The organism is Flavobacterium hibernum (assembly GCF_000832125.1).
Classification (GTDB): Bacteria; Bacteroidota; Bacteroidia; order Flavobacteriales; family Flavobacteriaceae; genus Flavobacterium; species Flavobacterium hibernum.
Map to the genome: position 1 here is coordinate 131,697 of NZ_JPRK01000011.1, position 24,927 is coordinate 156,623.

At 32.6% G+C, this 24,927-nt stretch carries 23 protein-coding genes; 5 read left to right on the forward strand and 18 right to left on the reverse strand.

Annotated features, from left to right (window positions below):
- Nucleotides 1-47 precede the first annotated feature (47 nt).
- The 6 genes from IW18_RS13430 to IW18_RS13455 form a co-directional block, all read right to left on the reverse strand.
- Nucleotides 48-1,541 (reverse strand): PKD-like family lipoprotein, encoded by a 1,494-nt coding sequence (locus IW18_RS13430; protein ID WP_041518396.1) that lies wholly within the window; start codon nt 1,539-1,541, stop codon nt 48-50.
- Between the two features lie 32 nt (nt 1,542-1,573).
- On the reverse strand, nt 1,574-2,341 hold the full coding sequence (locus IW18_RS13435) for a DUF4843 domain-containing protein (protein ID WP_041518397.1): 768 nt from the start codon (nt 2,339-2,341) through the stop codon (nt 1,574-1,576).
- A gap of 16 nt (nt 2,342-2,357) precedes the next feature.
- Entirely contained in the window at nt 2,358-3,803 is a 1,446-nt protein-coding gene (locus IW18_RS13440; RefSeq protein ID WP_084607952.1) for a RagB/SusD family nutrient uptake outer membrane protein, read from the reverse strand.
- Nucleotides 3,804-3,808: 5 nt separating this feature from the next.
- Nucleotides 3,809-7,192 (reverse strand): SusC/RagA family TonB-linked outer membrane protein, encoded by a 3,384-nt coding sequence (locus IW18_RS13445; RefSeq protein WP_084607953.1) that lies wholly within the window; start codon nt 7,190-7,192, stop codon nt 3,809-3,811.
- A 113-nt stretch (nt 7,193-7,305) separates the two neighbouring features.
- Nucleotides 7,306-8,451 carry a FecR family protein gene (locus IW18_RS13450; RefSeq protein ID WP_052480170.1) on the reverse strand — a complete coding sequence of 382 codons (1,146 nt, stop codon included), beginning with the start codon at nt 8,449-8,451 and terminating at the stop codon, nt 7,306-7,308.
- A gap of 200 nt (nt 8,452-8,651) precedes the next feature.
- The gene (locus IW18_RS13455; protein ID WP_052480171.1) at nt 8,652-9,248 is read right to left on the reverse strand and encodes an RNA polymerase sigma factor; all 597 of its coding nucleotides are present in this window, start codon (nt 9,246-9,248) and stop codon (nt 8,652-8,654) included.
- 435 nt (nt 9,249-9,683) lie between these two features.
- Between IW18_RS13455 and IW18_RS13460 the strand changes: the two genes are divergently transcribed.
- Entirely contained in the window at nt 9,684-10,208 is a 525-nt protein-coding gene (locus tag IW18_RS13460; RefSeq protein WP_041518399.1) for a hypothetical protein, read from the forward strand.
- A gap of 188 nt (nt 10,209-10,396) precedes the next feature.
- Here IW18_RS13460 and IW18_RS13470 read toward each other — a convergent pair whose 3' ends face one another.
- Nucleotides 10,397-11,227 (reverse strand): phospholipase A, encoded by an 831-nt coding sequence (locus tag IW18_RS13470; RefSeq protein WP_041518400.1) that lies wholly within the window; start codon nt 11,225-11,227, stop codon nt 10,397-10,399.
- A 393-nt stretch (nt 11,228-11,620) separates the two neighbouring features.
- Between IW18_RS13470 and IW18_RS13475 the strand changes: the two genes are divergently transcribed.
- Both IW18_RS13475 and IW18_RS13480 read left to right on the forward strand, forming a co-directional pair.
- On the forward strand, nt 11,621-12,196 hold the full coding sequence (locus tag IW18_RS13475) for a hypothetical protein (protein ID WP_041518401.1): 576 nt from the start codon (nt 11,621-11,623) through the stop codon (nt 12,194-12,196).
- Nucleotides 12,197-12,199: 3 nt separating this feature from the next.
- A complete protein-coding gene (locus tag IW18_RS13480) occupies nt 12,200-14,320 on the forward strand; it encodes a cation:proton antiporter (RefSeq protein WP_041518402.1) in 2,121 nt (706 codons plus the stop codon).
- A gap of 141 nt (nt 14,321-14,461) precedes the next feature.
- Here IW18_RS13480 and IW18_RS13485 read toward each other — a convergent pair whose 3' ends face one another.
- The 3 genes from IW18_RS13485 to IW18_RS13495 form a co-directional block, all read right to left on the reverse strand.
- A complete protein-coding gene (locus IW18_RS13485; RefSeq protein ID WP_041518403.1) occupies nt 14,462-14,713 on the reverse strand; it encodes a GIY-YIG nuclease family protein in 252 nt (83 codons plus the stop codon).
- A 338-nt stretch (nt 14,714-15,051) separates the two neighbouring features.
- Nucleotides 15,052-16,287: an ABC transporter permease gene (locus tag IW18_RS13490; RefSeq protein WP_041518404.1), complete on the reverse strand. Its 1,236-nt coding sequence runs from the start codon at nt 16,285-16,287 to the stop codon at nt 15,052-15,054.
- Between the two features lie 98 nt (nt 16,288-16,385).
- Nucleotides 16,386-16,880 carry a YkgJ family cysteine cluster protein gene (locus IW18_RS13495; protein WP_041518405.1) on the reverse strand — a complete coding sequence of 165 codons (495 nt, stop codon included), beginning with the start codon at nt 16,878-16,880 and terminating at the stop codon, nt 16,386-16,388.
- A gap of 74 nt (nt 16,881-16,954) precedes the next feature.
- On the opposite strand from IW18_RS13495, the gene IW18_RS13500 reads away from it, so the two are divergent.
- The gene (locus IW18_RS13500) at nt 16,955-17,665 is read left to right on the forward strand and encodes a class I SAM-dependent methyltransferase (RefSeq protein ID WP_041518406.1); all 711 of its coding nucleotides are present in this window, start codon (nt 16,955-16,957) and stop codon (nt 17,663-17,665) included.
- Between the two features lie 11 nt (nt 17,666-17,676).
- Entirely contained in the window at nt 17,677-18,222 is a 546-nt protein-coding gene (locus tag IW18_RS13505; protein ID WP_041518407.1) for a YfiT family bacillithiol transferase, read from the forward strand.
- Between the two features lie 88 nt (nt 18,223-18,310).
- Here IW18_RS13505 and IW18_RS13510 read toward each other — a convergent pair whose 3' ends face one another.
- The 8 genes from IW18_RS13510 to IW18_RS13545 all read right to left on the reverse strand — a co-directional run bounded on the left by IW18_RS13510 (nt 18,311) and on the right by IW18_RS13545 (nt 24,796).
- Nucleotides 18,311-18,943, reverse strand: coding sequence for a 7-carboxy-7-deazaguanine synthase QueE (locus IW18_RS13510; RefSeq protein ID WP_041518408.1), 633 nt, complete (start codon nt 18,941-18,943; stop codon nt 18,311-18,313).
- Between the two features lie 100 nt (nt 18,944-19,043).
- The gene (locus tag IW18_RS13515) at nt 19,044-20,711 is read right to left on the reverse strand and encodes a tetratricopeptide repeat protein (RefSeq protein ID WP_041518409.1); all 1,668 of its coding nucleotides are present in this window, start codon (nt 20,709-20,711) and stop codon (nt 19,044-19,046) included.
- 17 nt (nt 20,712-20,728) lie between these two features.
- Nucleotides 20,729-21,652 carry a PstS family phosphate ABC transporter substrate-binding protein gene (locus IW18_RS13520; RefSeq protein ID WP_041518410.1) on the reverse strand — a complete coding sequence of 308 codons (924 nt, stop codon included), beginning with the start codon at nt 21,650-21,652 and terminating at the stop codon, nt 20,729-20,731.
- Between the two features lies 1 nt (nt 21,653).
- A complete protein-coding gene (locus IW18_RS23370; protein ID WP_026983456.1) occupies nt 21,654-21,884 on the reverse strand; it encodes a hypothetical protein in 231 nt (76 codons plus the stop codon).
- Entirely contained in the window at nt 21,884-22,684 is an 801-nt protein-coding gene (locus tag IW18_RS13530; protein ID WP_041518411.1) for an energy transducer TonB, read from the reverse strand. Before IW18_RS13530 ends, IW18_RS23370 begins: the two co-directional genes overlap by 1 nt.
- 39 nt (nt 22,685-22,723) lie before the next feature.
- Nucleotides 22,724-23,269: an ExbD/TolR family protein gene (locus IW18_RS13535; protein WP_041518412.1), complete on the reverse strand. Its 546-nt coding sequence runs from the start codon at nt 23,267-23,269 to the stop codon at nt 22,724-22,726.
- A 19-nt stretch (nt 23,270-23,288) separates the two neighbouring features.
- The gene (locus IW18_RS13540; protein ID WP_041518413.1) at nt 23,289-23,915 is read right to left on the reverse strand and encodes an ExbD/TolR family protein; all 627 of its coding nucleotides are present in this window, start codon (nt 23,913-23,915) and stop codon (nt 23,289-23,291) included.
- 56 nt (nt 23,916-23,971) lie between these two features.
- Nucleotides 23,972-24,796 carry a MotA/TolQ/ExbB proton channel family protein gene (locus tag IW18_RS13545; protein WP_041518414.1) on the reverse strand — a complete coding sequence of 275 codons (825 nt, stop codon included), beginning with the start codon at nt 24,794-24,796 and terminating at the stop codon, nt 23,972-23,974.
- Nucleotides 24,797-24,927 lie beyond the last annotated feature (131 nt).

Sequence of the window (24,927 nt, forward strand, 5' to 3'; positions counted from 1 at the left end):
TGAATGTTTAAAATTCATTCGGCTTTTTAATATTTTAAAGTTTTTGACTATCGCGCACGGTACGCAACATCTACAATTTTGCATAATCCTGAATAACTTTTTTCCAGAATCAAATCTCCATTTACTGGCGGAACGGTAAACAATTCAAGTTTTCCGGTTGTACTGTAACTTCCTACGGTTAGTTTGTTGGTTAGTCCTTTTGCTGCTCTTGAATGGAAACCTATATAGGTTATTTCTTCTGTTCCTTTGTCGAGCATTAATTTTGCCGATTGAGTTCCGTTATCGTATTCGTAGATCTTGTTTCCAACTACGTAAAATAAATATCCTGAATCTGGACTAACGGCAAATTTGGTTGCTTTATCAAAATCCGGTGCATTTAGTATTTCTTTGTAATATACTTGTGCTAAACCTGTTGTAAAACGAACTAAATGAAATTTTCCTGTTGAAATATTTTTAAGTACGGCAAAATTTTCATTCGTATTAAAACCTGAAGTTGTCATATAAACCAAATCACAATTAGTATTATTCCAGTCTAATACTGTTGGTGAAGCTACCAATGGAGGCATTATAGAACAAGTACTTTTTGTCATACTGTATCGTATAAAACGGCGGGCATTTTTATCATAAAATATTGGTGATCCGGATGAACCTCCATTTTCTGCTATAAATGGTGCTGCATAAAAATCTTTGCTTTCGGTATCGACTTTATTTTGCGGTAAACCATATTTAATTTGAAAAGTTCTAAAGTAACAATAAATATTTCCATTACTGTAAAGGAAATTTTCTCCATTTGTAGGCGATTTCATAAAATCGACACCAAAATTGGTTGGCAATGCTCCTCCTACTGTTTCGTATGCTAAGTTTTGCGATTGTACCCAACCAAAAGAATCTGGGTCAAGTCTTGCAGTTCCAGACTCTGAAGCAGTTACATAAATACCATAAATATTGGTACCTGATAATGCCTGAGGAACACAATAGACATTTACGGCCTTTCCACTTAGTTTCAATGCCGATCCTGAAGCATCAAGAGCATTGGTAACAATACGTGGTGTAGCCACATTTGGTATAATCGAAACCATGTCTAAACGGGCTTTTCCATCGACATTTCCAAGAACTAACCAACCCTCATAAATAGACGATACTACATTTAGTGTAAAAGCGGTTTGCTGCCAGTTTACTCCTGTAACTTTATCTTTTATAAAATAATAAACGGTATATTTTGCAGGCGGCAATTTTAATATTCCATCAATATCTTTAGTCGTTGAGATTGTAGTTCTGGACTCTGAAACCAATTTTGTTGGATTTACTGCTACCCATAAATATTCATAACGATTAGGGTCAGTACCATCGTCGAGCGTTGGATTTAATTTTGGTGCAATCTTAAAATAATCTCCTGTATAAGCTGTATATTCTTCTGCAAGTCCAGTTATATTGGGTTCATTTATAGCTTTATAATCGTAATTCCCCTCGTCGCTTACACAACCATAAGTCATTAAAAGAACTAACAACAAGCTCAATTGTATTTTTATATTTTTAAACATTGTTTTATATTTTTAAATTAAAAAGAATGATTTTATGGAAAGAACATTTCGGTACCATTTTCTTCGTAGATGGTGTTTCCGGAAGCTTTTTGATCGATGAGATATCGCTTCATAAAGTTTTGATAATATTGTACATCCGGTACACTTAACCCTGGACCTCCCGGTGACATGTTAAAAATAGTGGGATCTAAATGCATTAAATCGCACATTAAATAGAATTTCTTTGCTGAAAAAGGACCAAAAAATCCGGCAACCCAACCTTTTGGTTGTGTAAGCTGATCTTCAACTGTAAGTTTAAATCGAATATAACTTATTGTTTTTTTGGTGATAACATTGATCACTTTGCTTTGCATTTTTGTGCTAAAAAATTCATTTTCTTCCAAATTCAACACTAATGTAAACTTGTTCGTTTTCATGTCGGTAGTTCTTTTTACGGTAACCGGTATGGTATCTACTTCTTTTCCTGCATGAAAAAGAATATTTTCGGGTAATGTAAAATGAGTTCCTAAAATAGCGGTGCTCGAAGGATCTACGGTAAGTTTTATTTTTCGGTCGACAGTACTTACTGTTCCCTGAACTCGTACTGCTAGTTTATAAACCTTTTCTTTGATTGAAGGATTCTCCAACCCAAAACTAAAGCCTGTACTGTCTATTACCGGATCTGTACTAAACAAAGGAAAATATGCTCTTGAAAAATAAATATTATCGGTGTCTTTATAAGTCTTTATTTCTTCCTGACTACAAGAGGATAAACCTACTAGAGACAAAAAGATGATGCTAAAAATCAATATTTTATTCATGTTCTACTTTATTAAATTATTGAAAATTAATTTCAGAATCCGGCATTGGTACTACATATTGCACTTTACTCATGGTGATGTTTCCAGATGATGCTGAACCGTTTGGTATGGTGGAAGAATTGATTCTTTTGTAATAGAAAAACAATTGTCCCTCGCCAATAAATTCTTTTTTGTACTCTTTGGTAACTTCTGTAGCGACCACTGCCGTTGTGCCTAAATTGGTTAATCCTCTATTGAAACGAAGTGTATTTAAAAAAGCAATTCCATCAGCTGGAACCGCAGCGGTTTCGGCGGCAATAAGATAAACTTCAGCCATTTTTAGTATCGGAATCTGAAAACGAAACGTCATTTTTTTATCGGCAACATCTTCGTATTTGTAAAATGTTTTCTGCGTTTTTCCTCCTACAATAGGAATTTTCCAGCTTGGCAAACTTCTGTAATCATTATCGTTCGCTTCAAAAACAGCATTTAATCTGCTTAAAATAGGTGCGTAGATTACCTGATCTTCCAGAGTAGCATCGAATAATGCTTTTTGCTTGGTATATAAGGTATAATCGCTTAGAGCAAAGAAATTTTCTGAAGAAAAGGTACGATCAGGGTTAGCTGCATTTGTTGCTTCTAAAAATGGAGTCCAGGTAAAATATGGTTTTGCTTTTAAAAAGTCTATAATTTCATTGGCTACTTTTGATGCACCTACTTTATCTCCTGAATACAATAGCGCACGCGCTTTTAAAGCTTTTACTGCCAAATGATTCATTCTTTGCGCTCTATTGGTAAAGTAATACGGATTACCATTGTATGCGTTTGTTGTTCCATATTTTCCAATGGTTAGAATTGGATCATTGGCCAAAAGTTTTAGTGATAAATCAAGATCAGCAATAATTTTAGCCATTATTTCGTTTGCAGGCAAAATTGGGTTGTTTACGGTTTCAAATTTATCGTAGTATGGTATTCCAGGATCGCTTGGTGATACTTTATAAATAGGTCCAAACATTCTAAGCATGTCAAATTGTAACATCGCACGAATGGCAATAGCTTCACCTTTTAATAAATCGGCTTTTTCTTCAGAAACTACTCCTTTGTGTTCGTCTAAACTTTCTAAAAATTTATTTGCTGATAAAACAGTTGCAAACGCTTTTTCCCAAATAGGTGCAATGGTTGCTTTTGGTGCTTTTTCGGCATATGAATAATTTGCCAATGGAGATTGTGCAGAGTTTGATGTCATATTGTATTGTTGTCCTAAAATCTCGATGGCATCCATAGTCAATTGTCTTCCGTAAAGGCTATTAGAAACCAATTGCATATAAAGTCCATTGTGCGCATTTTGAACTCCTGCTTCTGAACTATAAATTTGTTCTTCTAAAATTTTGTCTTGTGGCACTACATCCAAAAAATCACTACAGCTAATTGCTGTTACGGATACTAGAAAAAGGCTCGCTATTTTATATATATACTTTTTCATATTGATTAAAATGATACGTTTAAACTAAGTGAATAGATTCTTGAAAAAGGGAAATCGATACCTCGTTCTGCTTTTATAGTAGATACTCTAAAAAATTCGTTTGCCAGAGCATTAAATCCTAATGCTGTTACTCCGTTTCTTTTTAGCCATGCTCTATCTGTTATTCTATAACCAAAACGAATAGATTCGCCTGAGATATAATCGTCTTTCTGAATAAATCTTGATGATATTGGGGTATCGTTTTTTAAACCAATGGCTTTAAATTGTGCAATTTGCCCTGGTGTTGTCCAACGATCTGTAAAAGCTCTTGCATCCTGATTATCAAAAATATCAGCTTTTGCAATGTTCTCTACTTTATTGTATAGGGCTGAGTTGAATCTTTCGGCACCAAAACTGTAACGTACGTACAATCCAAAACTAAAGCCTTTGTAAGTAAGGTTTGTCGAAACTACTCCTGTTGCTGTTTCTCTTGAATTACCCATAACCACTTCATCTTTTTTATCTAAAGTAAAAGTCGATTGTCCATTTTTCTTCAGGAAAACTTCCTGCCCTGTTGCAGGATCAATCCCTAACGATGGAACTGCCCAAAGGTCGTTACTGCTTGCGCCATCGTAAAATCTGGTTAAACTTGATGTTTTTTGTGCCGCAGCATTTAAAGAAGCCAGCGCATTGTTGAAACCTCCTAATTTATTATTTCCTGATGTAGACATTAAACCTACGCCCCAAACAAAGTTGTTTTTTAAATCGTAGATAAAGTTGTAGTTAATTTTTAGCTCCAATCCTTTTGTTGTTAAATACCCAACGTTTAACGGATAACCGTCTACACCTGTCGAAGAAGCAAGATCTATCGCTACAATTTGGGGTGACGTTTTACGGCTGTATGCTCCTATGGTAGCTGTTAATCTGTTTCTAAACATACCAAGATCTAATCCTATAGATATGTCTTTGGTTCTTTGAGCTTCAAGATTAGGATTTGCAATTTGAGAAATCCCTAATCCTGCCCCAAAAACGTTGGTATTTGGATCGTAAGCATAAACATCATAAGATGCAAAACCTACTAAATTTTGATTTCCGGTTTGTCCCACATTCGCACGAACTTTTAAAATGTTTACGATGTCTTCGTTCATTTTGAATTCATGATTTAAATTCCATCCAAGTCCCACGCCCCAATAAGGTGAATATTTTTTGTTCGTTCCAAAATTGGTTGCCCCCGAAATAGTTTGGGTAAAATCGAACAAAAATCTTCGATCGTAAGCGTAGTTAATTTGGTTGGTTAAATCGACACTGCGAATTAATTCCTGAAAAACTCCTGGTTTTGCATTGGGCTCATATCCAAAAGCAAATGACGGATTCCCGGGAACTCCAATTGGAAATCCTCGTAAGGCCGATAAATAAGAGTTATTTCTCTTTTCTTCTGCCGATGCTCGAATGGTATAATTGAAAGAGTGTACGCCATTGAAAACATTAGAATATGTAGCTCCAAGGTTGGCATTCCATTTATTGGTTATCGCTTCATTTCTGGTATAAGTTCCTTTTTCTGTTGCAATCTTACTTATAAATCGAGTATCATCCGGAGATACAAATACGGTTCCTATACTACTATTTCTGGAAACTGATATTGCTCCTGTGCTTTTAAGATGCGAACTTATATCGTAATTGATTGCAAAGTTATTGGTGAAATTAAAGTCATTTCCTTTATCATAACTTGGTAAAAAGACATTGTAAAGCGGATTGATAGCATGATTTACAACCACAGCCACGTTTGTTGCTAATGGTAATGAAGAACCATCTAAATAACGTGTTATCACTCCGTTTTCGTTCACTTTTGGATAATATGGACTTACTTTTGCCCAAGTTTCGAATGAACCATATTGCGATTCCTGATTGTTTCCGCCCGAAACAAAAAAGTTATTGTTAAGGCTTAATCTATTTTTTCTGTAGTTTAATGTGGTATTATAGCCCCAAGTATTGTGCTCAGAACCTTTCATCGTTCCGGTAAGGGTTTTATAATTTCCGGCAATGTTAAATCTAAATTCTTCAGATCCTCCACCAAGAGATAAACTGTGTCCAGAAGTAATTCCCGTTTGGATAGGCTCGTTTAACCAATAGGTATTTACGCCTCTACGAACACCGGCTAAGCGTCGATTGTATTCCTGATCCCACTTGTATTGCGTCACTGCCGTCGATCCATTTGGAGCAATAAAAGCCCCCGACAGTCTTTCGAATTCCAGTTTTTGTTCAGCACTCATTAAATGATATACACTTAAATCTGCAAATTCATAGGAAGAATTGTAAACGTAAGAAAATTGCAATTTCCCCGGAATTGGTTTGTTGGTTTCAATAACAACAACTCCATTTGCAGAACGTGAACCGTACAACGCTGTTGAAGCAGCATCCTTAAGTAATGTGATACTCGCAATTCGATTAATATCAAGATCGACAACTTGTTGCAATGTTGTTGGAAACCCGTCTAAGATAAACAACGGCTGATTTGGGTCGTCTCTAAACTGACTGTCAACCTGGTTAGCACTTAAACTAGTTTGCCCTCTTACCTCGATAGTTGGTAAAATATTTGGATTCGATCCTACTAAATTATTATTCAAAACAATAAATGAAGGATCTAAACTTTTTAAGGCCTGAACAACGTTTTGCGTCGAAATTTGTCGTAATTCTTCCCCTTTATATATCGTTACTGCGCCCGTAATTAATTCTTTTTTACGAACAGTAACTCCGGTATTTACAGTAACACCTTCTAACTGTTTTGTTTCTTCGGTAAGACTTATATTTATTACTTTTTTATTGTTTACCGCAATAATTTCAGATCTGTGCCCAATGTACGAGAACAATAAAATTCCGTCGCTTGGTGCTGTAATCGTGTACTTTCCGTCAAAATCAGTTTGAGCAGTTGCATTTGTCCCTTTCACTTTAATGTTTACTCCGGGCAATGGTTCCTTCCTGTCATTGGTTACAGTACCGGAAATTTCAATATTTTTGGCTTGCTGTACAATTACTTTTTCTACACGCACTTCTTTTACTAAAATGGTGTTTCCGTTGGCAAAACTAAAATCAAAATCTTTGCTCGAAAAACTGGTTTTTAGAAGATCATTTACTCGAATTGTACCTTTTTTTAATTGTACTTTAGGTAATTTTTTAAATAAATCTTCCTGATAAATAAAGGTGTAATTGGTTTGTTGTTTGATTATGTCAAAAACTTCATCAACACTCACTGTTTTATCAGCTGCTATAACAATTTTTGCATTTTGAGAAAAGAGTTTTACTGGAGAAAAACCAAAAATTGTTGTGCAAAACAAGAAGATAAAGGTTCTCATAATGGTAATAATTAGCCCTCTTCTACAATAGAAAAGTGCGCTGGTTAATTTAAATTTCATAAATTTACATGTTAATTGGTTGGTCGGTTGTTAAAATGGATTAATTGATTAATACTCAAAAAAGGGATAAAGCGCGGTACCGTCGGAAGTCTAAACTTTAATCCCTTTTCTTTTTATTTCAATATTACTTTATGGTCTTTTATCTCATAGGCATTAATAAAATTAATATTCTTGATGGTTGTTAATATGTCTTCCAGTTTTTGATTCTTATTCAAAACTCCGTTAAATTTCACATTCCCTAAGGCTGGATCCGCAAATACAATATCCACATCGTACCAGCGTGATAATACTTTTGCAATATCTTTTAGTGGCATTCCTTTAAACACAAATAATCCTTTTCGCCAGGAAATTTCGTTGTACACATCTACTTTCGATATTGAAATGGTATTGCTATTGAAGTTTATTTTAGATTGTTGACTTGGCTCTAAAAATTCTTTTACCGTTGCATTACTTATAGCCACTTTACCTTTTACTAATGTCGTATACATTGAAGTTTCGTCACGATAAGCTTTAATATTAAACTCAGTCCCTATAACTTCAACATTTTGCGATTGTGTTTTTACTTTAAATCTCGAACCTTTATGTTTCGTACTTGGCGACACTTCAAAATAAGCTTCACCATAGACTAACTCGATTTGGCGGATTTCACCATCGACAAAAGCAACAGGATATTTTAATTGCGACTCAGAGTTTAACCAAACTTTTGTACTATCAGCCAATTGTATAAAAAACTGTCCGCCTCTTGGTATCGTTAGTGTATTGTTTGAAATAGCTTTAGTTACGTTTTTTGAATTGTAAACTATCTTTTCACCATTGCTCGAAACATTTCCTGTTGTGTAAGTTTCTCCTTTTTCTAATGCAATTACAGATCCGTCTTCTAATGTTAAAGTAGCTTTATCACTACCAATCTCAATTTTTTTATTTACAGCAACCGGTAAAGTCCCTTTTGTAGTTTTATCGACATTAAATAATAATGTAAGCGAAATAAGCATTAAAACAGATGCTGCCGCAATTACTTTAAAAGTAGATCTTGTATAAAATGGTCTTATTGGTATTACCTTAACTTTTTCAGCTTTTAATGTATCCTGAATTCTATTCAGCATTTTATTTTGAACTTCGTCTTTTACTCCCAAATCTTCGTTCCAATCCGGAGCATTTTGAAAACTCTCAAAATAATTCACCAAAAACTTATCCTCCTCCAAATTGGTTTCCCCAGAAAGATATCTGTTCAGTAATACCAAAAATTCGTCTTTTTTCATTCTTTATTAAAATTAATTGCGAGGTTATATAGTAAGTAAACAAAAAGCCATCTACCCCCTAGTCGAGATATAACTTTTTTTTATATTTTTTGAAAATTCTATATAAAAACTCAAAAAAATAAGAAAATTTTTATGCTAAAAACCAAAAAACCTAATACATTATTTAATCTGCTACTTTGAGATTTACAGAAAATAACTGCTTACTTAAAAAGATTTTTTGACAACCATAAAACCATAGCCATACTGGCAGAAGTTCCCATAGAAAGCCGAATAACGTGAAGCGCTTTTGTAATATGATTTTCGACTGTTTTTGTAGAAATATCCAAGCGTTCGGCAATTTCTTTATGTGATAATTGCTCTTCTCTACTTAGTTTATAAACTAACTGACATTTTTCGGGAAGCGCTTGTACGATTGAATTAATTTGATCCAAAAGCTCATCGTGCATCAGTTGAGTTTCGGGAGTTGAGTACTGAAAACGTTTATCTAAATCCTCAAAAAGTTCAACATGAATTTTATCTTTATTCTTTTTAAACTGATTAAAAACCTGATATCTGGCGCAAGCATACATATAACCTTTCAAAGAAATATTAATTTCAAGCTTTTCACGGTTATGCCAAATATTCATAAAGATATCCTGAATAATATCCTCGCACAACTCCTTGTCTTTTAATACATTATAAGAGGAAACAAATAAAGATTGCCAAAATTTATTGTATAATTCAGTCAACGCAGACTCATCCCCATTTCGCAGGCGATTGATTAAAATTATATCACTATTTAAATCTGATTTTGACAATTAGTTCTTTTGAAAAAATTTATTTTGAGCAAACATAATAAAATAATTCAATAAATTTAATTTGGTAGTAGCCAAGAGCTTCTGTTCTAATAATGCCAAACCTCTTTAAACTCTACCAATTTTATCGATATTTAAATTTAATCTAGAAATAATGTATGAAATTTTTAAATTCTTAATTCTTTCCTGTTATAAAAACAGATTTCTTAACACCTTTTCAATACTAAAGTTTGTTGTGTTTTTTTTCGGTTAATTTTTGAAAATAAAATGTCTGTAGTTAATTTCTTTAAATTTAAAATTTGGAAGTTTTTTGATTGTAATAAAAGGAATATTAAAAGTTTTGTTCTAATTGTTGAACATATTCTTTTAACCTAAATTTGTTTAATAAAATGAGCTTAGATTTCTCTAAAGTAAAAAAAAACTAAAAAAAGTGGACGAATGAAGAAACTAATACTGTGTGTTATTGGAATAATATTTATCGGTTGTTCATCCACTAAATATAAGCAAATCGAAAATCTTAAACATAGTGCTAAAGACAGTAAATGCTCAATTGTTACATCGAATAAAAATTTCTTTCCTTTAAAAGAAGTGCTTAAGAAACTGGATACTGAAATAAGTAGTAATTTTTTAGCTATTTTTTCTTGGGTAAATCATTTACCTCGAGCGGGTACAAATGATTTTCAATGTTTGATATATGACTACTACAAAGAACTCATTTATTATACATATAATAAAGAGCAAGATATATATGATATAAAAATCAGCATCACAGATACAAGTAAATTTTATACCGAAAAACTTATTTTAAAAAACTATCTTTCATTAGATACAGCCAATTCTTCAAAATTATACAAACTAAAATTTCAATCTGCAGAAATTGGAACGGATTATAATTTATTAGATTTAAAGAAACATAAAATTTTATGCTTTAAGAACATCGTCCTTGATCAAAATGAAAAATAGTAAATAAATATTATTGTTATTTTTTTAATCTAAACAACAACAATAATATTCTAGTCACCTAGGTATTTGAGGCTTTATTTTTTTTGTAATAAGCGCAGAAGGATTCGAACCTTCGACCGTCCCGATTGAAAATAGGGATGCTCTATCTAGCTGATCTATAAATCTCTTTATTTTAAACAGCGCAAAATTTAAAAAATCCCCATATTTTCCGGTTTGATCGTAAAACCTATCCGTATCATACTTTTATGTTCTTGATAATCAATCAGACTTTCTGTATACCCCACAAACCATTGAAGCGTTAAATAATAATTTTCAGTTTTATAAGGTCTCCAGTTTACTTGCGTCTGCAATGATCCGTAATTAATAAGACCGCTTCCTTTCCTGAAAAGAATATCGGCGCTCCATCTTCCGGGCTGTATCTGATAAGTTGCACTTGCTTCACCATAGCCTACATATTTTGTAAGTTCAGGGTTATCTTCTTTATCCACAAGCGGAATCCAACCTCTTAGTCCAACAATCCATCGTGGAGAAATTTGTGATTTTAATGAAAATGCAAGCATATTCCAAGTTCTCGAGTAAATAGAGTCTCTACCGTTTGATTCGTGTTCTAACGAGATTGTTCCGTAAGTAAGTCGGTTGCCCTTTAGATAAAACGGACGAACGATGGCTACACCAGGATTAAAATTAATTTCTGAAAATGGTTTAGAACTTGCATAAATATCCCAAAACGCTTTTTGTGTATACATTAAATAAGGAAAAAAACCACCCCACAAAGGCTTCGATTTTAATCTTAATTTAAAACTTACCTGATACTTTACATCAGAATTATCACGCGTAATGCTGGTATTTATTGGTACGCCAGTTAAAAAATAATTGTCTTTATGAACAGAAAAACTAGGTTCTTTTAACAGCGAATCTGCTGCGCGAAAATTTTTCTTTTCTTCTAAAATTTGAGAAATTTGAGAATTTGATTTGATTGAAAATAAAACAAAAAAAATCAATAGGTATTTGAAATGCATGTATCTGTATTAAATTGTAATTATTTTAAATTTTTAAAATAAATGTACTTTTTTTTAACACATCGCATTAACTCAATAAAAATAAGGTTAACTCAATAAATTTACACTGTTTTTTTTAGGGATCACAAAATTTTACAGAAACCACTAATCATCTGTAAAAAAAAAGAACCACAATACATTATTATACAACCGTTTAAGCTTTAACTTTTCATGTTTTGCATTGTCTAATACGCTGTTTTTTTCAAACAAAAGGTAAATCAGAATAAATCTTAACAAGTCAAAAACAGGCATTTCTGCAATTATTTTAGTACCTTGTAGTACCTAAGTTTCTTTTACACTACTAAAAAAGTGTGAATTTATATTTCTACAAAATCTAATCGTAAGACCTTTTTTATGAAAAAAATCCCTCTATTATTATTCCTTGTATGCTTGTTTATTTCATGCGAAAATAAAAAAGAAATTGAACTCCAAAAAAGAGAACAAGCTTTGAACTTAAGAGAAGAAAAAATAGTCGAAAAAGAAGCTGACTATCAAGCATTACTCCTGTTTCGAGATAGTATTTATGCCTTAAAAGATTCTATCAAAAACAATATTACTTCAGTAAAAGAATGGCCTGAAAATATTAAGGGTATCTGGAACAGTAAAATGCTTTGTCGTGAATCGAAATGTAATCAATACGTAATAGGAGATCAGCGCAATGAAACCTGGGAATTTTTATCGGATTCGACAGGAATTTATACGAATGTTCTAAATAATAAAAAGCTCATTCGCATATTTAAAGCAAAATATATTGATGATAAAATTATGCTTGAATTTAAAACTGATAGTATTTCGAAAAATAATGCAAAAATAAATGTTGTTCTTGATGATATAAAAGATAATGTCATTAAAGGCACTCAGACTATTACGGGACAAGATAATTGTACTGCGAGATTTTCTGTAGAACTTACTCTTCCACAAAAAAAATAATATATGTTTTTAAGTATACAACACCTTAGCCTGCCTATTGAAGATCCTCTGTTAAAATTTCTAATTGAGCTTATTATAATATTATGTATTCCTCTTTTATTAAACAAGATAAAAGTACCACATCTTTTAGGTCTTATCATTGCCGGAGCTGTAATAGGTCCTAACGGATTTAATGTACTAGCCAGAGATAGCAGCGTTGTGGTAACAGGTACAACGGGACTTCTCTACATCATGTTTTTGGCAGGACTTGAGATTGACATGGGAGATTTTAAAAAGAATAAATGGAAAAGTATCACCTTTTCCATCTATACTTTTATAGTACCATTTGTGCTAGGGCTTATTGGCGGTTATTATATATTGCATTTCTCCGTTTTAACCACAGTATTATTTGCCAGCCTCTTTTCGTCTCATACTCTTATCGTATATCCTATGATAAGCAAACTTGGCATCGCTAAAAAACTGGCCGTAAACATAACTGTTGGCGGGACAATGATTACAGATGTACTATCATTGGTTGTATTGGCTGTGGTGGTTGGCATGTCGCAAGGAGAAGTAGGAACTTCATTCTGGGTAAAATTATCCGTTTCTATGATAGTGTTTGCACTTATAGTTTTAATCGTGTTTCCTATTATAGCGCGTTGGTTTTTTAAGAATGTCGAAGATAAAATTTCGCAATATATATTTGTTATTGTCATGATATATCTTGCTGCTTTATTGGCAGAATTAGCCGGAATTGAAGCGATAATTGGAGCTTTCTTTGCCGGTCTTGCGCTAAACAGACTTATACCACATACTTCATCACTTATGAACCGCGTAGAATTTGTTGGAAACGCAATTTTCATTCCCTTCTTTCTTATAAGTGTTGGTATGCTTATCGATTTTAACGCTTTTATTCAGAGTTGGGAAACATTGGGTGTAGCTTCGATTATGCTTATAGCTTCGATTGGAGGAAAATACGTAGCAGCTATTTTAACTAAAAAAACATTCAGCCTTACTAATGATGAGGGTACACTTATTTTTGGAATGAGTGCAGCTTCTGCGGCAGCGACATTAGCATCTGTAATGGTTGGATACAATATTATTTTATTCGAAAATGAAGCCGGAGAACCTGTGCGTCTTTTAAATGAACATGTACTTAACGGAAGTATTTTACTGATATTGGTTTCTTGTACTATTTCATCATTTGTTTCGATGGCAAGTGCTCAAAGAATAGCAGATTCTGATAAAGAAGAAACGGTAGCAGGAACAAGTCACGAAAATGAAAAAATTCTGTTAGCGTTAAACCATGAAAACACCGTTGAAAAAATAGTTAATCTTGGCTTGCTCATTAAAACTCAAACCAATAAAGACAGTCTGTTTGCTGTAAATATAATCAATGAAGACAAAAGCGAATCTTCTTCTAAAAATGCAGAAAAACTACTTGGTGAAGCAGTAAATATGGCTGCTGGAGCAGATGTAAAAATAAATCCTATTACCAGACATGACAATGATGTAGTATTAGGTATTAGCAATGTTGTAAAAGAACAAAATATTACCGATTTAATCATTGGATTAGAAGAAGAAAAAGGTTTCTCCTCTTCGTTTACATATAATCTTTATAATGGATACTTACGAAATAAGGAAATAAATGTCATTATATATCACGCTGTTCAACCGGTTGCCACGATAAAAAAATACGCTGTTCTTATCCCTGCAAATGCAGAACACGAACCAGGTTTTTTTCATTCATTATTAAGAGTCTGGAATATTGGCAAAAATTCAGGAGCAAAGATGAGCTTTTATGCCAACGATAAAACAACCGAAATTTTAAAGAGCATTATAAAAAAAGCAAATATTGAAGCTGTTTTTAATACCGTAACTACATGGCAGGAAGCTCAGGAAACAGCCTGCAATTTACTACAGGACGAGGGTTTGATTGTTTTAATGGCAGACAGAGGAATGAATTCCTATATTTCACAAATGCAAAATGTACCTGAAATTTTAAATAAGAATCTGAGTAACAACAATTATATACTAATTTATCCTTTTTCGAAAATTGACAAAACTGTTACTGAAAAGAGAGCTGTAAGTAACCTAGACGATTTTGCTGATATTGGAAAAATTATTGGACGAATTTTTAAATAAAATTAAACACAAATAAGATAAGATCACCACAAAACAAAAAAACCACTCGATTTGAGTGGCTTTTTTTTGTAGTGAACGCAGAAGGATTCGAACATTCGACCGTCCCGATTAAAAATCGGGATACTCTATTTAGTTGAGCTATCAATTTGACTCATTTATTAATTTTTCAACTCTAACCCTACTTTTCCATTTCTTGACTTCTAATTCACGTTTATAAGCCAGTGATTTGGTTTCAAATTCTTCAAAATAAATTACAATCCAATCCTTTGCTTTACCAGTGAATCCAGAATGATTTGATAGATGCTTGCGTAATCGTTCTTGTAAACTTTCGGATGTATGACCAACATAATATTGATTTAATAAATTTGAATAAAGAATATAGAAAAAACTCATATCTTTTTTATCTCTTTTTCTTAACTCTCTGATAACACCAAACTTAACTTTTTATATTTCTGAACTTTTGAAAGGTTTTTCCTTAACCGTTTGTGCTTTTTGCAATTTTTACTTTTATAAGGGGTGCTCTTTTGTTGAATTTTTAGATTTCTGGAAGATTATAAAGGGATTTATTACCTGAATGCTTCTTAATACTTTATTAATCTCGCAAAGACGCTAAGGCGCTAAGTTTTGTTTTATTCTTATATATAATAGGTATTAAAAACAAACCCGACAGGTTTTAAAAACCTGTCGGGTTCATGCGCGCCAACTCATGCCTTATTTACATATAGACAAAACTAATCGAAACGAATAGCTTTAACTGGCGATATCTTCGTTATTATATAGGACGGGATTAACAACACAACAAAACAAACTGTTACGGTAAGTAAATTCAACAAAGCGATATAACCTAAATTCAAGTATACCGGAGCTTGGTTGACGTAGTAATTTTCAGGATTCAATTTAACAACCCCAAACTGCTGTTGAATTACCAACAACGAAATACCAATTAAATTACCCCAGAACAATCCACGAACGATAAGATAAAAAGCATTGTACAGAAATATTTTACGAACTGTCCAGTTATTAGCTCCCAAAGCTTTAAGAATTCCTATCATTTGGGTACGTTCTAAAATAAGAACCAATAAAGCAACTACCATATTAATTGTAGCCACCAAAATCATTACAACCAATATCACTATTATATTAAAATCAAACAGCTGCAACCAATCGAAAATATAACTGTATTTTTCTTTTATTGTTTTTGTATCTAAACTTGAAGCCGTCTTCTCGTAAACTTTATCACCAACAACTTTAATATCATTGAAATCTTTAATAAAAACCTCAAACGCACCCACTTGATCTGAATTCCATTTATTGATTCGCTGGATATGACGAATATCACCTAATATGTATGTTGCATCAAAATCCTGAAAACCAGAATTAAAAATACCGGCAATCTTAAAACGTCGACTATTGGGCAATTTCCCCTTTTCTTCTTTCATAAAAAAGGTATTAAAATAATCTCCGACTTTTAGATTAAGTCTATCTGCGAGAAATCTTGAAATTAAAACATCTTCATTTAAAGATTTAGAATAATCTGGCAGTTTACCAGCAACTAAATACTCTTGTATGTTTTTCCAATCATAATCTGCTCCCACTCCTTTAAAAACGATTCCTTCAAATGCATTTTCCGTCCTGATTATTCCAGCCTTACTAGCGATTGCTTGAATATGACTAACTTCTGGGACTGACTTAAAATCTGGGTAAAAATCTTGTTTTTTGGATATTGGAACTAAAGTAACTTCTGAATTATTATTATCGTAATTCGATATTATAATTTGACCATTAAAAGCCGATACTTTGTCACGTATTTTTTTTTGTAATCCAATTCCAGTCGCAACCGAAACTATCATCATTATTATACCAATTGCAATAGCCGAAATGGCGATTTTTATGATCGGTGCCGAAATACTACTTTTAAAATCTCTGGCAGTAATAAGCCGTTTCGCTATAAAATATTCTATATTCAAAGTTTCAGCTATCTAAATATTATTAATTATCCTTTTCGTAATCGAACGAATCAAAATTACATTTTATAAAACAAAAAGAATTACATCTTTTTAAGTTCTTATAAAGGTAACTTCTTTTTCATTTCTTCTACGATATTATAGGCCGCAGGGCAAATCGCCACATTTTTCAATGTGAGGTCCGTAATTTGATGAAACTTTTTACGATCTGTATGAGGAAACTCTCTGCAAGCTTTTGGACGAACATCATAAATCATGCAATAATTATCATTATCCAAAAAGGCACAAGGAACACTTTTTAGCACATAATCTTTATCTTCATCAATTCGCAGATATTGCTCAATAAACTGTTGTGGCTTTTGCCTAAATGACTTCGAAATTCTCTCAATATCTGCCAAAGTAAATAACGGCCCCGTTGTTTTACAACAATTAGCGCATTCTAAGCAATCTGTTTTTTTAAACTCAGCATCATGCAAATCCTGCATGATGTAATCCAAATTCTTAGGTTGTTTCTTTTTAAGCTTATCGAAATACTTTTTATTCTCGATATGCTTATCTTTGGCTAACTTATTTAAGTTATTTAAAATTTGTTTCAAGTTTAATTTTTAAAGTTGATTTGCAAAATTAAACAACTTTAAACTTGAAACCTTAAACTTTGAATTAAAATACGATGAAAGATCTTTTTGGAAAAGCAATGCTCGACTTTCAAACCAATAATTCACCTCAAGACATCATTACAGAAACCACAATTTCTGAAGAAGACGAAATGAGTGTCGACTATTTATTTCGGTCTTATAACGAAATGCCTAAACTCGAACAAAAAGCACTTCAATTGGCAATTGGAAAAACCCTAGATGTTGGATGTGGCGCAGGAAGCCATACCTTGTCTTTGCAAAATGATAGAAATTTAGATGTAACATCAATAGATATCTCTGAAAAAGCGATTGAAACCTGCAAACTCAGAGGCGTAAAAAATGCTCAAGTTCAAAATATCCTTAACTTTGAAGGTGAAAAATTTGACACGATTATTCTTTTAATGAATGGTGTAGGAATTTTTGGCAAATTAGACAATTGCAACAAGTATTTATCTAAATTAAAATCTCTTTTAAATTCCGGTGGACAAATCTTATTAGACAGCTCTGATATTATCTATATGTTTGATGAGGATGAAGATGGCGGAAAATGGATTCCTTCAAATAATGATTATTACGGCGAACTTGTTTTTAACATCTCCTACAAAGGAGAAAAAGAGGAGCCTTTTGACTGGTTATATTTAGACTACAACACTCTTCAAAATGCAGCAATTGCAAACGGATTAAAATGTGAGCTAATTTTAGAAGGCGAACATTATGACTATTTAGCAAAACTTTCAATAGAATAAATATCAATATTATGGATCCAGTAGATTTAGAAAAGCTAAAATACCCTATCGGAAAGTTTGAAGCCCCGAAAGAATATACTTCTGAGTATTTATTAGCAAAAATTGCGATCATCGAATCTTTTCCAGAAAGATTACGAAAAGAAACTGCTCAGTTAACAGAAGAACAATTAAACACGCCATACCGACCTGGCGGCTGGACGATTCGACAAGTGATTCATCATTGCGCGGAAAGCCATATGAATTGCTACATCAGAATTAAGTGGTCTTTAACAGAAAACAATCCAGTGATAAAAGCTTATGATGAAGCACTATGGTCTGAACTACCCGATAGCTTAACCATGCCTATTGAACCAACGTTGAATTTACTAAACGGATTACATTTTAGATTGGCTTATATAATGAAAAATTTATCACCTGCTGATTTAGAAAAGTCATTTATTCATCCGGAAAACAATTCTGAATATCATGTAAAGCAAATAATAGGAATGTATGCGTGGCACAGTGAACATCATTTAGCACACATTACAAATGTAAAACGATTAAAAAACTGGAAGTAAAAAATCCTGTTTCCTTTTTACACACTGTGTAAAATTTACCTAAAAAGTAAAAATCTCTTCAATTGAAGAGATTTTTACTTTTTTCCATTTAAGGAATATTTAAATACTTGTGAGTTTGAAGAGATACTCTCCACTTAGGATTATTCATTACATAATCTACTATCAACGGAGTCATTTCTTCTTTTTTACTCCATTCGGGCTGAAGAAACAAAATAGCATTATCATTTACTAGTTCCGCCTGCTCTTCCGCAAAAATAAAATCGTGTTTATTATAAATAATCACTTTTAACTCATGCGCATTATCATATACAGTTTGAGTTGGTAGTTTATTCTTTTTTGGAGAAAGGCAAATCCAATCCCAAATACCAGTTAACGGATAAGCTCCAGAGGTTTCAATATGAACTCTTAAGTTTTTATTTTTTAATTCCTGCGTTAACAAACTCATATCCCAAGTTAATGGCTCACCTCCTGTAATTACAACAGTATCAGCCTGACTTGACGCATTTTTCACAATTAAATCAACACTTGTTGGCGGATGCAATTCTGCATTCCAGCTTTCTTTCACATCACACCAGTGACAACCAACATCACAACCTCCAATTCGTATAAAGTAAGCGGCTGTCCCAGTATGAAAACCTTCTCCCTGAATGGTATAAAACTCTTCCATCAAAGGCAACATCGCTCCTTTATTAACTTCTAATTGTATTTCTTTTGATAACATTATTATATTTTAAAGTGCAAAGATAGTCAATTAAATACGGAACAAAAAAAACCGATAGTTGTTTGAACTATCGGTTTTTTATTAAACTGAAAATCTATTATTATTTTAAACTTTTTACAGATTGCGCAGCATAAGCATTTGCAGGATCTAAAACTAAAGTTTTATTAAAATACTCAATAGCTTTTGCTTTATCAGTATTAGCGTAACTAGCACCAATACTATTGTAAGCTTCTATTACTTTTTTCATAGTAGCAGGTTTTGCTAACTCCTCTGCACCTTTAGCAGTAGTTCTTGTAACATACTCTTCGTAGTTTTTAATGATCAAATCATCTTTCTCTAGCAAGTTGTTAATTCTACCTTTGTATAAGTATGCCTCATCATAAGTTGGAGAAGCTTCTAAAATTCTATCAAAAGCAGCATCTGCTTTACCTAAAGCAACAGCATCTGCAGCACCATTGGTTTTATTTGCATTAGCATAATACAAAGAGATACCATAGTAAACATTATCATCTAAATAATTTTTAGATTCTTTGTTAGCTGTACCAAACTCAAAAATTGTAGCTGCTTGTGCAAATTGTTTTTTACCAAATAATGCTTTTCCTAAATCAGCTAATTCCTCAACTACTAAAGGCTCTAAGTCAATCGCTTTTTTAAGATCAGCAACACCAGCATCAAAAGAAGCTTGATCTACAGTTCCGTCAGCAGCAGTTCCTTTTTTAATTTTTGAAAGACCTAAATATAAATAATCTCTACCAATTACTTTGTTTGAAGGTACTTTCATATAATCTTCAATAGATTTAATAGCAACTTCTACATTACCATTTTCGTAAGCAGCGTATCCTAAATATCTGTAAATTCTAGGATTAACTTTATCTTCAGCAATCATTTTATTTGCTACAGTCTCTAAACTTTTATAATCTTTAACTAAGATCAAGAAATCTGCGTGACGCATTTTTGAATCTAAAGAATAATCTGTTAGACTTAAATATTTCTCATAGTTAGTAATTGCATTTTGCATATTAACTTTAGAAGTAGAAGGTTTGTTTCTTCCCCATTTGTAATATGTCTCTGCCAATTCTCTGTAAACTGGACCGTAATTAGGATCAATAGCAATAACTTCATTAAAAGCTTTAATTGCTTCATCATAAGACTTAGCACCTTTTAACAAAACTCCTAATTGCATTTTAGCTCTTAAAAGCGTCGGATCTGCAGTAAATGCATCGCGATACGATTTGTAAGCATCATTTTGATTGTTTGCACCGTAATATGCATCTCCAATTGTTAAAAGTGCATTTGCATTTTGTGGATCAACTAATAAAGCACGTTTTACAGATGCTATAGCATTTGTATAATCTGGAGAAGTTGAATTAATATAAGCTCTACCGATATAGACAAACTCATCAACATCTTTACGTTTCATGTCTTTTGTTGCTAAACCAAAGTTAGCTTGCGCTGCAGCAACATTCTTTGCATCAAGATCTAACTGACCTAATCCAATATAATTTAAGTTTTTCTTGTCTGATGCTTGTAATCCATTATTGTAATAAATTTTAGCAGAATCAGCAATACCTTGATTTAAGTATACATTACCTAAAACAAAATTAGCTTCTCCATCAGAAGGTTTTGCTTTGATGATTGCTTTTAGCAATGATTTTGCTTTTTGAAATTGTTCTGCATCAATTGCTTTTTTAGCTTCCTTGATATCTTGTGCATTTGCTACAGAAACTGAAGCAACTACGGCAAGAGTAAAAATTTTAAATTTATTCATCTTTAATTGTAATTAATTTATTCTTTATCTTTAATAATTTGATTCCTTATTTTAAGCTTTCTTCCAGGAGTCCTTACCGGTAATAACCCAGATTTTAAAACAATCCTCTGTCCAATATCTCCAGCAATGAATGAAGCAAACCCCATTCCTAAACCAGAATAACCCTGGCAATTTACAATAAACAAATCACGTGCCAAAGGATATTTTACTTCAGCAAGATCATTTTGAGTTGGACTATAATATTGATTATCATTTAATCCTTTAACACTCAAAACGTTTATTTTTTTAATAACATCGATCATATTAGGCGAAGGCTGAGACAACCAGTTTACACCAACAACCCCAATCATTCCGTCATTTTCAGACACGAATTTAATAACTTCGTCATTAGTTTTAAAAGAAAAAACTCCTTTTACTGGAACATCTTTAACTTTTGCCAACTCTTTCATGTAACGCACTGTACTAGAATTCGGATTATCAAATACAAGACCTTTAATTCTAGGATCTGATTTACCTTGCATAAAATCAATTACCGTTTTCAACGCAATTAATGTATCATTATTGCTTTTACTTGAAATAAAAGCAATCGCATCTATTGCAAAAGGGGTAACTCTAGGATTAATTTTGTTTTTTTCAAATTTAGCAATTTCATCCTTAGTAAGATCTCTTGCCATCACCGCAACTTTTGTTTTCTGATTTAATAAATCATTTACAAGCTCCGCTTCTGACTTTGGTTTTACATTAATTTTAGCATCATAATAAGTTCCTTCAAAAACAGCAACCTGATCGTCTACAATTGGCTTTATTGTTTCATCAACAGTAATATCAATAGATCCTTTTAAAATTGTTTCTTTATCAGCTTCGTTTTTACTTTTTTGGTTACACATGGCAAACAAAAAAACAAAAACAACTAAGCCTGCAATCTTACTATATTTTAACATGTTATTCTGCGTTTGAATTAATTAATCTTAAAAAGCGAATTGCCGAATATACGATCAACAATCCACCAAAAGCATACCTGTATTTAGGTTCCATATCTAATGGAAGCTTCTTCCAAAACATAATCATTAAACCTAGCACAAGATATATTAAAAAAAACAGTATTCCTAAAACAAGAAGAAATCGCTCTTTGAGCGATTTCTTCTGAATATTATTAAGCATATCTTTTAACATTATTCTGCAGATTGAATAGTAATAGGAAGAGAGTAAAGTACCCTAACTTTTTTACCATTTTGCTCGCCAGGAGTCCATTTTGGACATTTTTTAAGAACACGAATTGCTTCTGCTCCTGTACCGTAACCGATATCCCTTAAAACTTTAATGTCGGTTAATGAACCGTCTTTTTCAACTACAAAAGTAACATAAACTTTACCTTTTAAACCTTCTTCTTCCGGAGTCTTATAATTGTTTCCTACGAATTTGTAGAATTTATCAATTCCTCCAGGGAAATCTGGTTTTACTTCGATACCTGCAGTATTATAAACATTGTTATCTTCTTGCACAATCTCCGCTACCGGTCCTTTACCAACTGGTTCATCAACAGTTAAAACTGCGTCTGGATCTCCTTTGATAGTTTCAGAACCTACTTTTTTATCTTTAAGATCTTCAATTTTTGGAGGATCTTCAGTAACTTCATTAGCCTTAGCTACAACCGGTTTCACAAACTTAACCTGATCCACTTTTGGTGGTGGTGGTGGTGGTGGTGGTTGATTAGGCTTTACTTCCTCTTTTTTAGGAGGTAATTTTACTGTTGCAATCTTAATATCGTTATTTACTTCTTCTTCTTTAGAATCTGGCAACAAACTTATAATAAGAGGAGCTGCAATAGCCAAGCTAAAAATAATCGAACCCAAGATAAGTGCTCTTACCGTTGTTTTACCGTTCGATTTTCTTAACTCATATGCACCATATATCTTATTACGTCCTTCGAATACGATATCAAGCCACTGATTTTTAATTATATCTAATTTCATTTTTCTTGATTATTAAGTTATCGAATAATAATTTTAATCTTATTTTTTCTCTAACAATTTTGTTTCCTCTGGTGTAAACTCAGGAACAATCGCATAAGTAGAAACTCCAGTTATAGCCATTTCATCCAAGATATCAACCAAATTACGATAATTTGATTTTTTAGTTGGCTTGATGATAACAATAATTCCTTTTTTCTTATCACCTGTATATTGAACTACAGCTTTCTTTTGAGTCAATAGTTCTCTACGAATCCCATCCTTACCATATGCAATATCTTTTGGACCAATCTTAGGAGTAGCCAATAATCCCATATAATAAATCATTTTATTATCTTCTCCTAACATCACAGTCATTGTACGATTTTCATCAACTTTAACCGGCGGAGTTTTATCATCTGGATCTTTATCTGGTAAAGATAAATCCATCGATTGAGGTTTTGACAACGATGTTGTTAGCATAAAGAACGTGATCAATAAGAATGCCAAATCCACCATAGCCGTTAAATCGACTTTTGAACTTTGCTTTTTACTTCTTACTTTACCACCTTTTCCGCCACCACCGTCGCCGGTATTTAATTCAGCCATTTTAGTGTATATTTTTTAATTAAAAGTCTCTTCCTCTCATACCTGTAACTAAGTTAAAGGAATTGATTTTTTGATCTTGTAAAATATCCATGATCTTTTTGATTTGTGGATATTCTTCTTTAGCATCTCCTTTAATTGCAATCTGCAATTCTTTATCATCAAGATCAATAGCAGCTCTTCTTGAAACTAAAAGCCATTCTTTTAATTGATTATCCAAAGAATCGATTGGAATTCCAGGTTGATTTGCTTTAGTTCTATCAGACGCTTTCATTGCAATAATATCTTTCAAATTTGCAACTGGCACACCGAAGTCATCCATTAAAGCAAATTTTTCTTTATCATCTTCTGAAAAAGTCACGCCGAATTTTGCACCCATTCCTTCAAGAGTTCTTTTACGAATCTCTCTTCCTTTAATGTCAAAAAACACTTTGCTTTTCCCGTCTTTGTCTTTTCCTACTGTAATAATAGCTAAATCCGAATCCGGTAATTTAGTTTGAGCAACAGAAGAAGGCATATCTACAGGAAGTGCTTCTGGCACCTTAGCAGTAGCGGTCAAAATAAAGAACGTAAGCAAAAGGAACGCAACATCACACATGGCAGTCATATCTGTCGATGTTGACTTTTTTTTCATTTTTATTTTAGCCATTATCTTTTATTTTATTTTGATATAATTAATTATAATTAATACTAATCAAAAATTAATTATTGTTTCAAACTTCCTCTGAATCTTCTGTAAGTATTTACAATTGTAGTACCAGCCTCATCGATAGAGTAAGTTAAATCATCAATCTTAGCAGTAAAGAAGTTGTAAGAGATAATTGCTAAAACTGAAGTAGAGATACCTGTTGCAGTGTTGATAAGTGCCTCAGAAATACCTGTTGCAAGAGCAGCTTGATCTGGAGTTCCAGCAGAAGCTAACGCACCAAACGCTTTAATCATACCTGATACAGTTCCTAATAATCCTCCTAAAGTTCCTAATGATACTAAAGTAGAGATAATAGTCATATTTTTTTCTAACATTGGCATTTCTAATGAAGTTGCCTCTTCGATTTCTTTGTGGATTACTTCTGAAGCTTCTTCACTGTTGAAACCTTCTTTTTTAACATCTTGATATTTAATCAAAGCAGATTTAATTGCATTTGCAACTGAACCTTGTTGTTTGTCACATGAAGCGATAGCAGCCTCAATGTTTCCTTCTTTAATACTTCCTTGTACATTTTTCATAAATGCATCTAAGTTAGCTTTACCAGCAGCTTTACCAATAACGATAAATCTTTCAATAGAAAAAACAACAACCATTAAAAACATTCCTAATAATACTGGTACAATAAAACCTCCTTTATATACCATTCCTAATGTATTGATTGGGTGACCTGTTTCAGGATTTCCTCCTTCAAAGTTAGCAGGTGAACCCATAACAAATTTCCAAATAAACACCCCAACTAAAATACACGCAACAATAATGATTCCAGTAATCATTCCTCCTCCATTTGAAGTGCTTTCTTTTTTAACTTTAACGTTTGCCATTTTTTTTAATTTTAATAGTTTTAAATAATTTTATTTTTTAGTTATATTTAACTTGTAGAGGAGCAAATTTATACGTTTAGTTTAAATAAAAAAACTTTTTTTAATTTAATTGAACGAAATTTAACGTCAAT

What these genes read in the sequence shown, in the direction of transcription:
- IW18_RS13430 (WP_041518396.1), bottom strand. Translation starts at nt 1,541, where the DNA reads ATGTTTAAAAATATAAAAATACAATTGAGCTTGTTGTTAGTTCTTTTA.
- IW18_RS13435 (WP_041518397.1), bottom strand. Translation starts at nt 2,341, where the DNA reads ATGAATAAAATATTGATTTTTAGCATCATCTTTTTGTCTCTAGTAGGT.
- IW18_RS13440 (WP_084607952.1), bottom strand. Translation starts at nt 3,803, where the DNA reads ATGAAAAAGTATATATATAAAATAGCGAGCCTTTTTCTAGTATCCGTA.
- IW18_RS13445 (WP_084607953.1), bottom strand. Translation starts at nt 7,192, where the DNA reads ATGAAATTTAAATTAACCAGCGCACTTTTCTATTGTAGAAGAGGGCTA.
- IW18_RS13450 (WP_052480170.1), bottom strand. Translation starts at nt 8,451, where the DNA reads ATGAAAAAAGACGAATTTTTGGTATTACTGAACAGATATCTTTCTGGG.
- IW18_RS13460 (WP_041518399.1), top strand. Translation starts at nt 9,684, where the DNA reads ATGAAGAAACTAATACTGTGTGTTATTGGAATAATATTTATCGGTTGT.
- IW18_RS13470 (WP_041518400.1), bottom strand. Translation starts at nt 11,227, where the DNA reads ATGCATTTCAAATACCTATTGATTTTTTTTGTTTTATTTTCAATCAAA.
- IW18_RS13475 (WP_041518401.1), top strand. Translation starts at nt 11,621, where the DNA reads ATGAAAAAAATCCCTCTATTATTATTCCTTGTATGCTTGTTTATTTCA.
- IW18_RS13480 (WP_041518402.1), top strand. Translation starts at nt 12,200, where the DNA reads ATGTTTTTAAGTATACAACACCTTAGCCTGCCTATTGAAGATCCTCTG.
- IW18_RS13485 (WP_041518403.1), bottom strand. Translation starts at nt 14,713, where the DNA reads ATGAGTTTTTTCTATATTCTTTATTCAAATTTATTAAATCAATATTAT.
- IW18_RS13500 (WP_041518406.1), top strand. Translation starts at nt 16,955, where the DNA reads ATGAAAGATCTTTTTGGAAAAGCAATGCTCGACTTTCAAACCAATAAT.
- IW18_RS13505 (WP_041518407.1), top strand. Translation starts at nt 17,677, where the DNA reads ATGGATCCAGTAGATTTAGAAAAGCTAAAATACCCTATCGGAAAGTTT.
- IW18_RS13510 (WP_041518408.1), bottom strand. Translation starts at nt 18,943, where the DNA reads ATGTTATCAAAAGAAATACAATTAGAAGTTAATAAAGGAGCGATGTTG.
- IW18_RS13515 (WP_041518409.1), bottom strand. Translation starts at nt 20,711, where the DNA reads ATGAATAAATTTAAAATTTTTACTCTTGCCGTAGTTGCTTCAGTTTCT.
- IW18_RS13520 (WP_041518410.1), bottom strand. Translation starts at nt 21,652, where the DNA reads ATGTTAAAATATAGTAAGATTGCAGGCTTAGTTGTTTTTGTTTTTTTG.
- IW18_RS23370 (WP_026983456.1), bottom strand. Translation starts at nt 21,884, where the DNA reads ATGTTAAAAGATATGCTTAATAATATTCAGAAGAAATCGCTCAAAGAG.
- IW18_RS13530 (WP_041518411.1), bottom strand. Translation starts at nt 22,684, where the DNA reads ATGAAATTAGATATAATTAAAAATCAGTGGCTTGATATCGTATTCGAA.
- IW18_RS13535 (WP_041518412.1), bottom strand. Translation starts at nt 23,269, where the DNA reads ATGGCTGAATTAAATACCGGCGACGGTGGTGGCGGAAAAGGTGGTAAA.
- IW18_RS13540 (WP_041518413.1), bottom strand. Translation starts at nt 23,915, where the DNA reads ATGGCTAAAATAAAAATGAAAAAAAAGTCAACATCGACAGATATGACT.
- IW18_RS13545 (WP_041518414.1), bottom strand. Translation starts at nt 24,796, where the DNA reads ATGGCAAACGTTAAAGTTAAAAAAGAAAGCACTTCAAATGGAGGAGGA.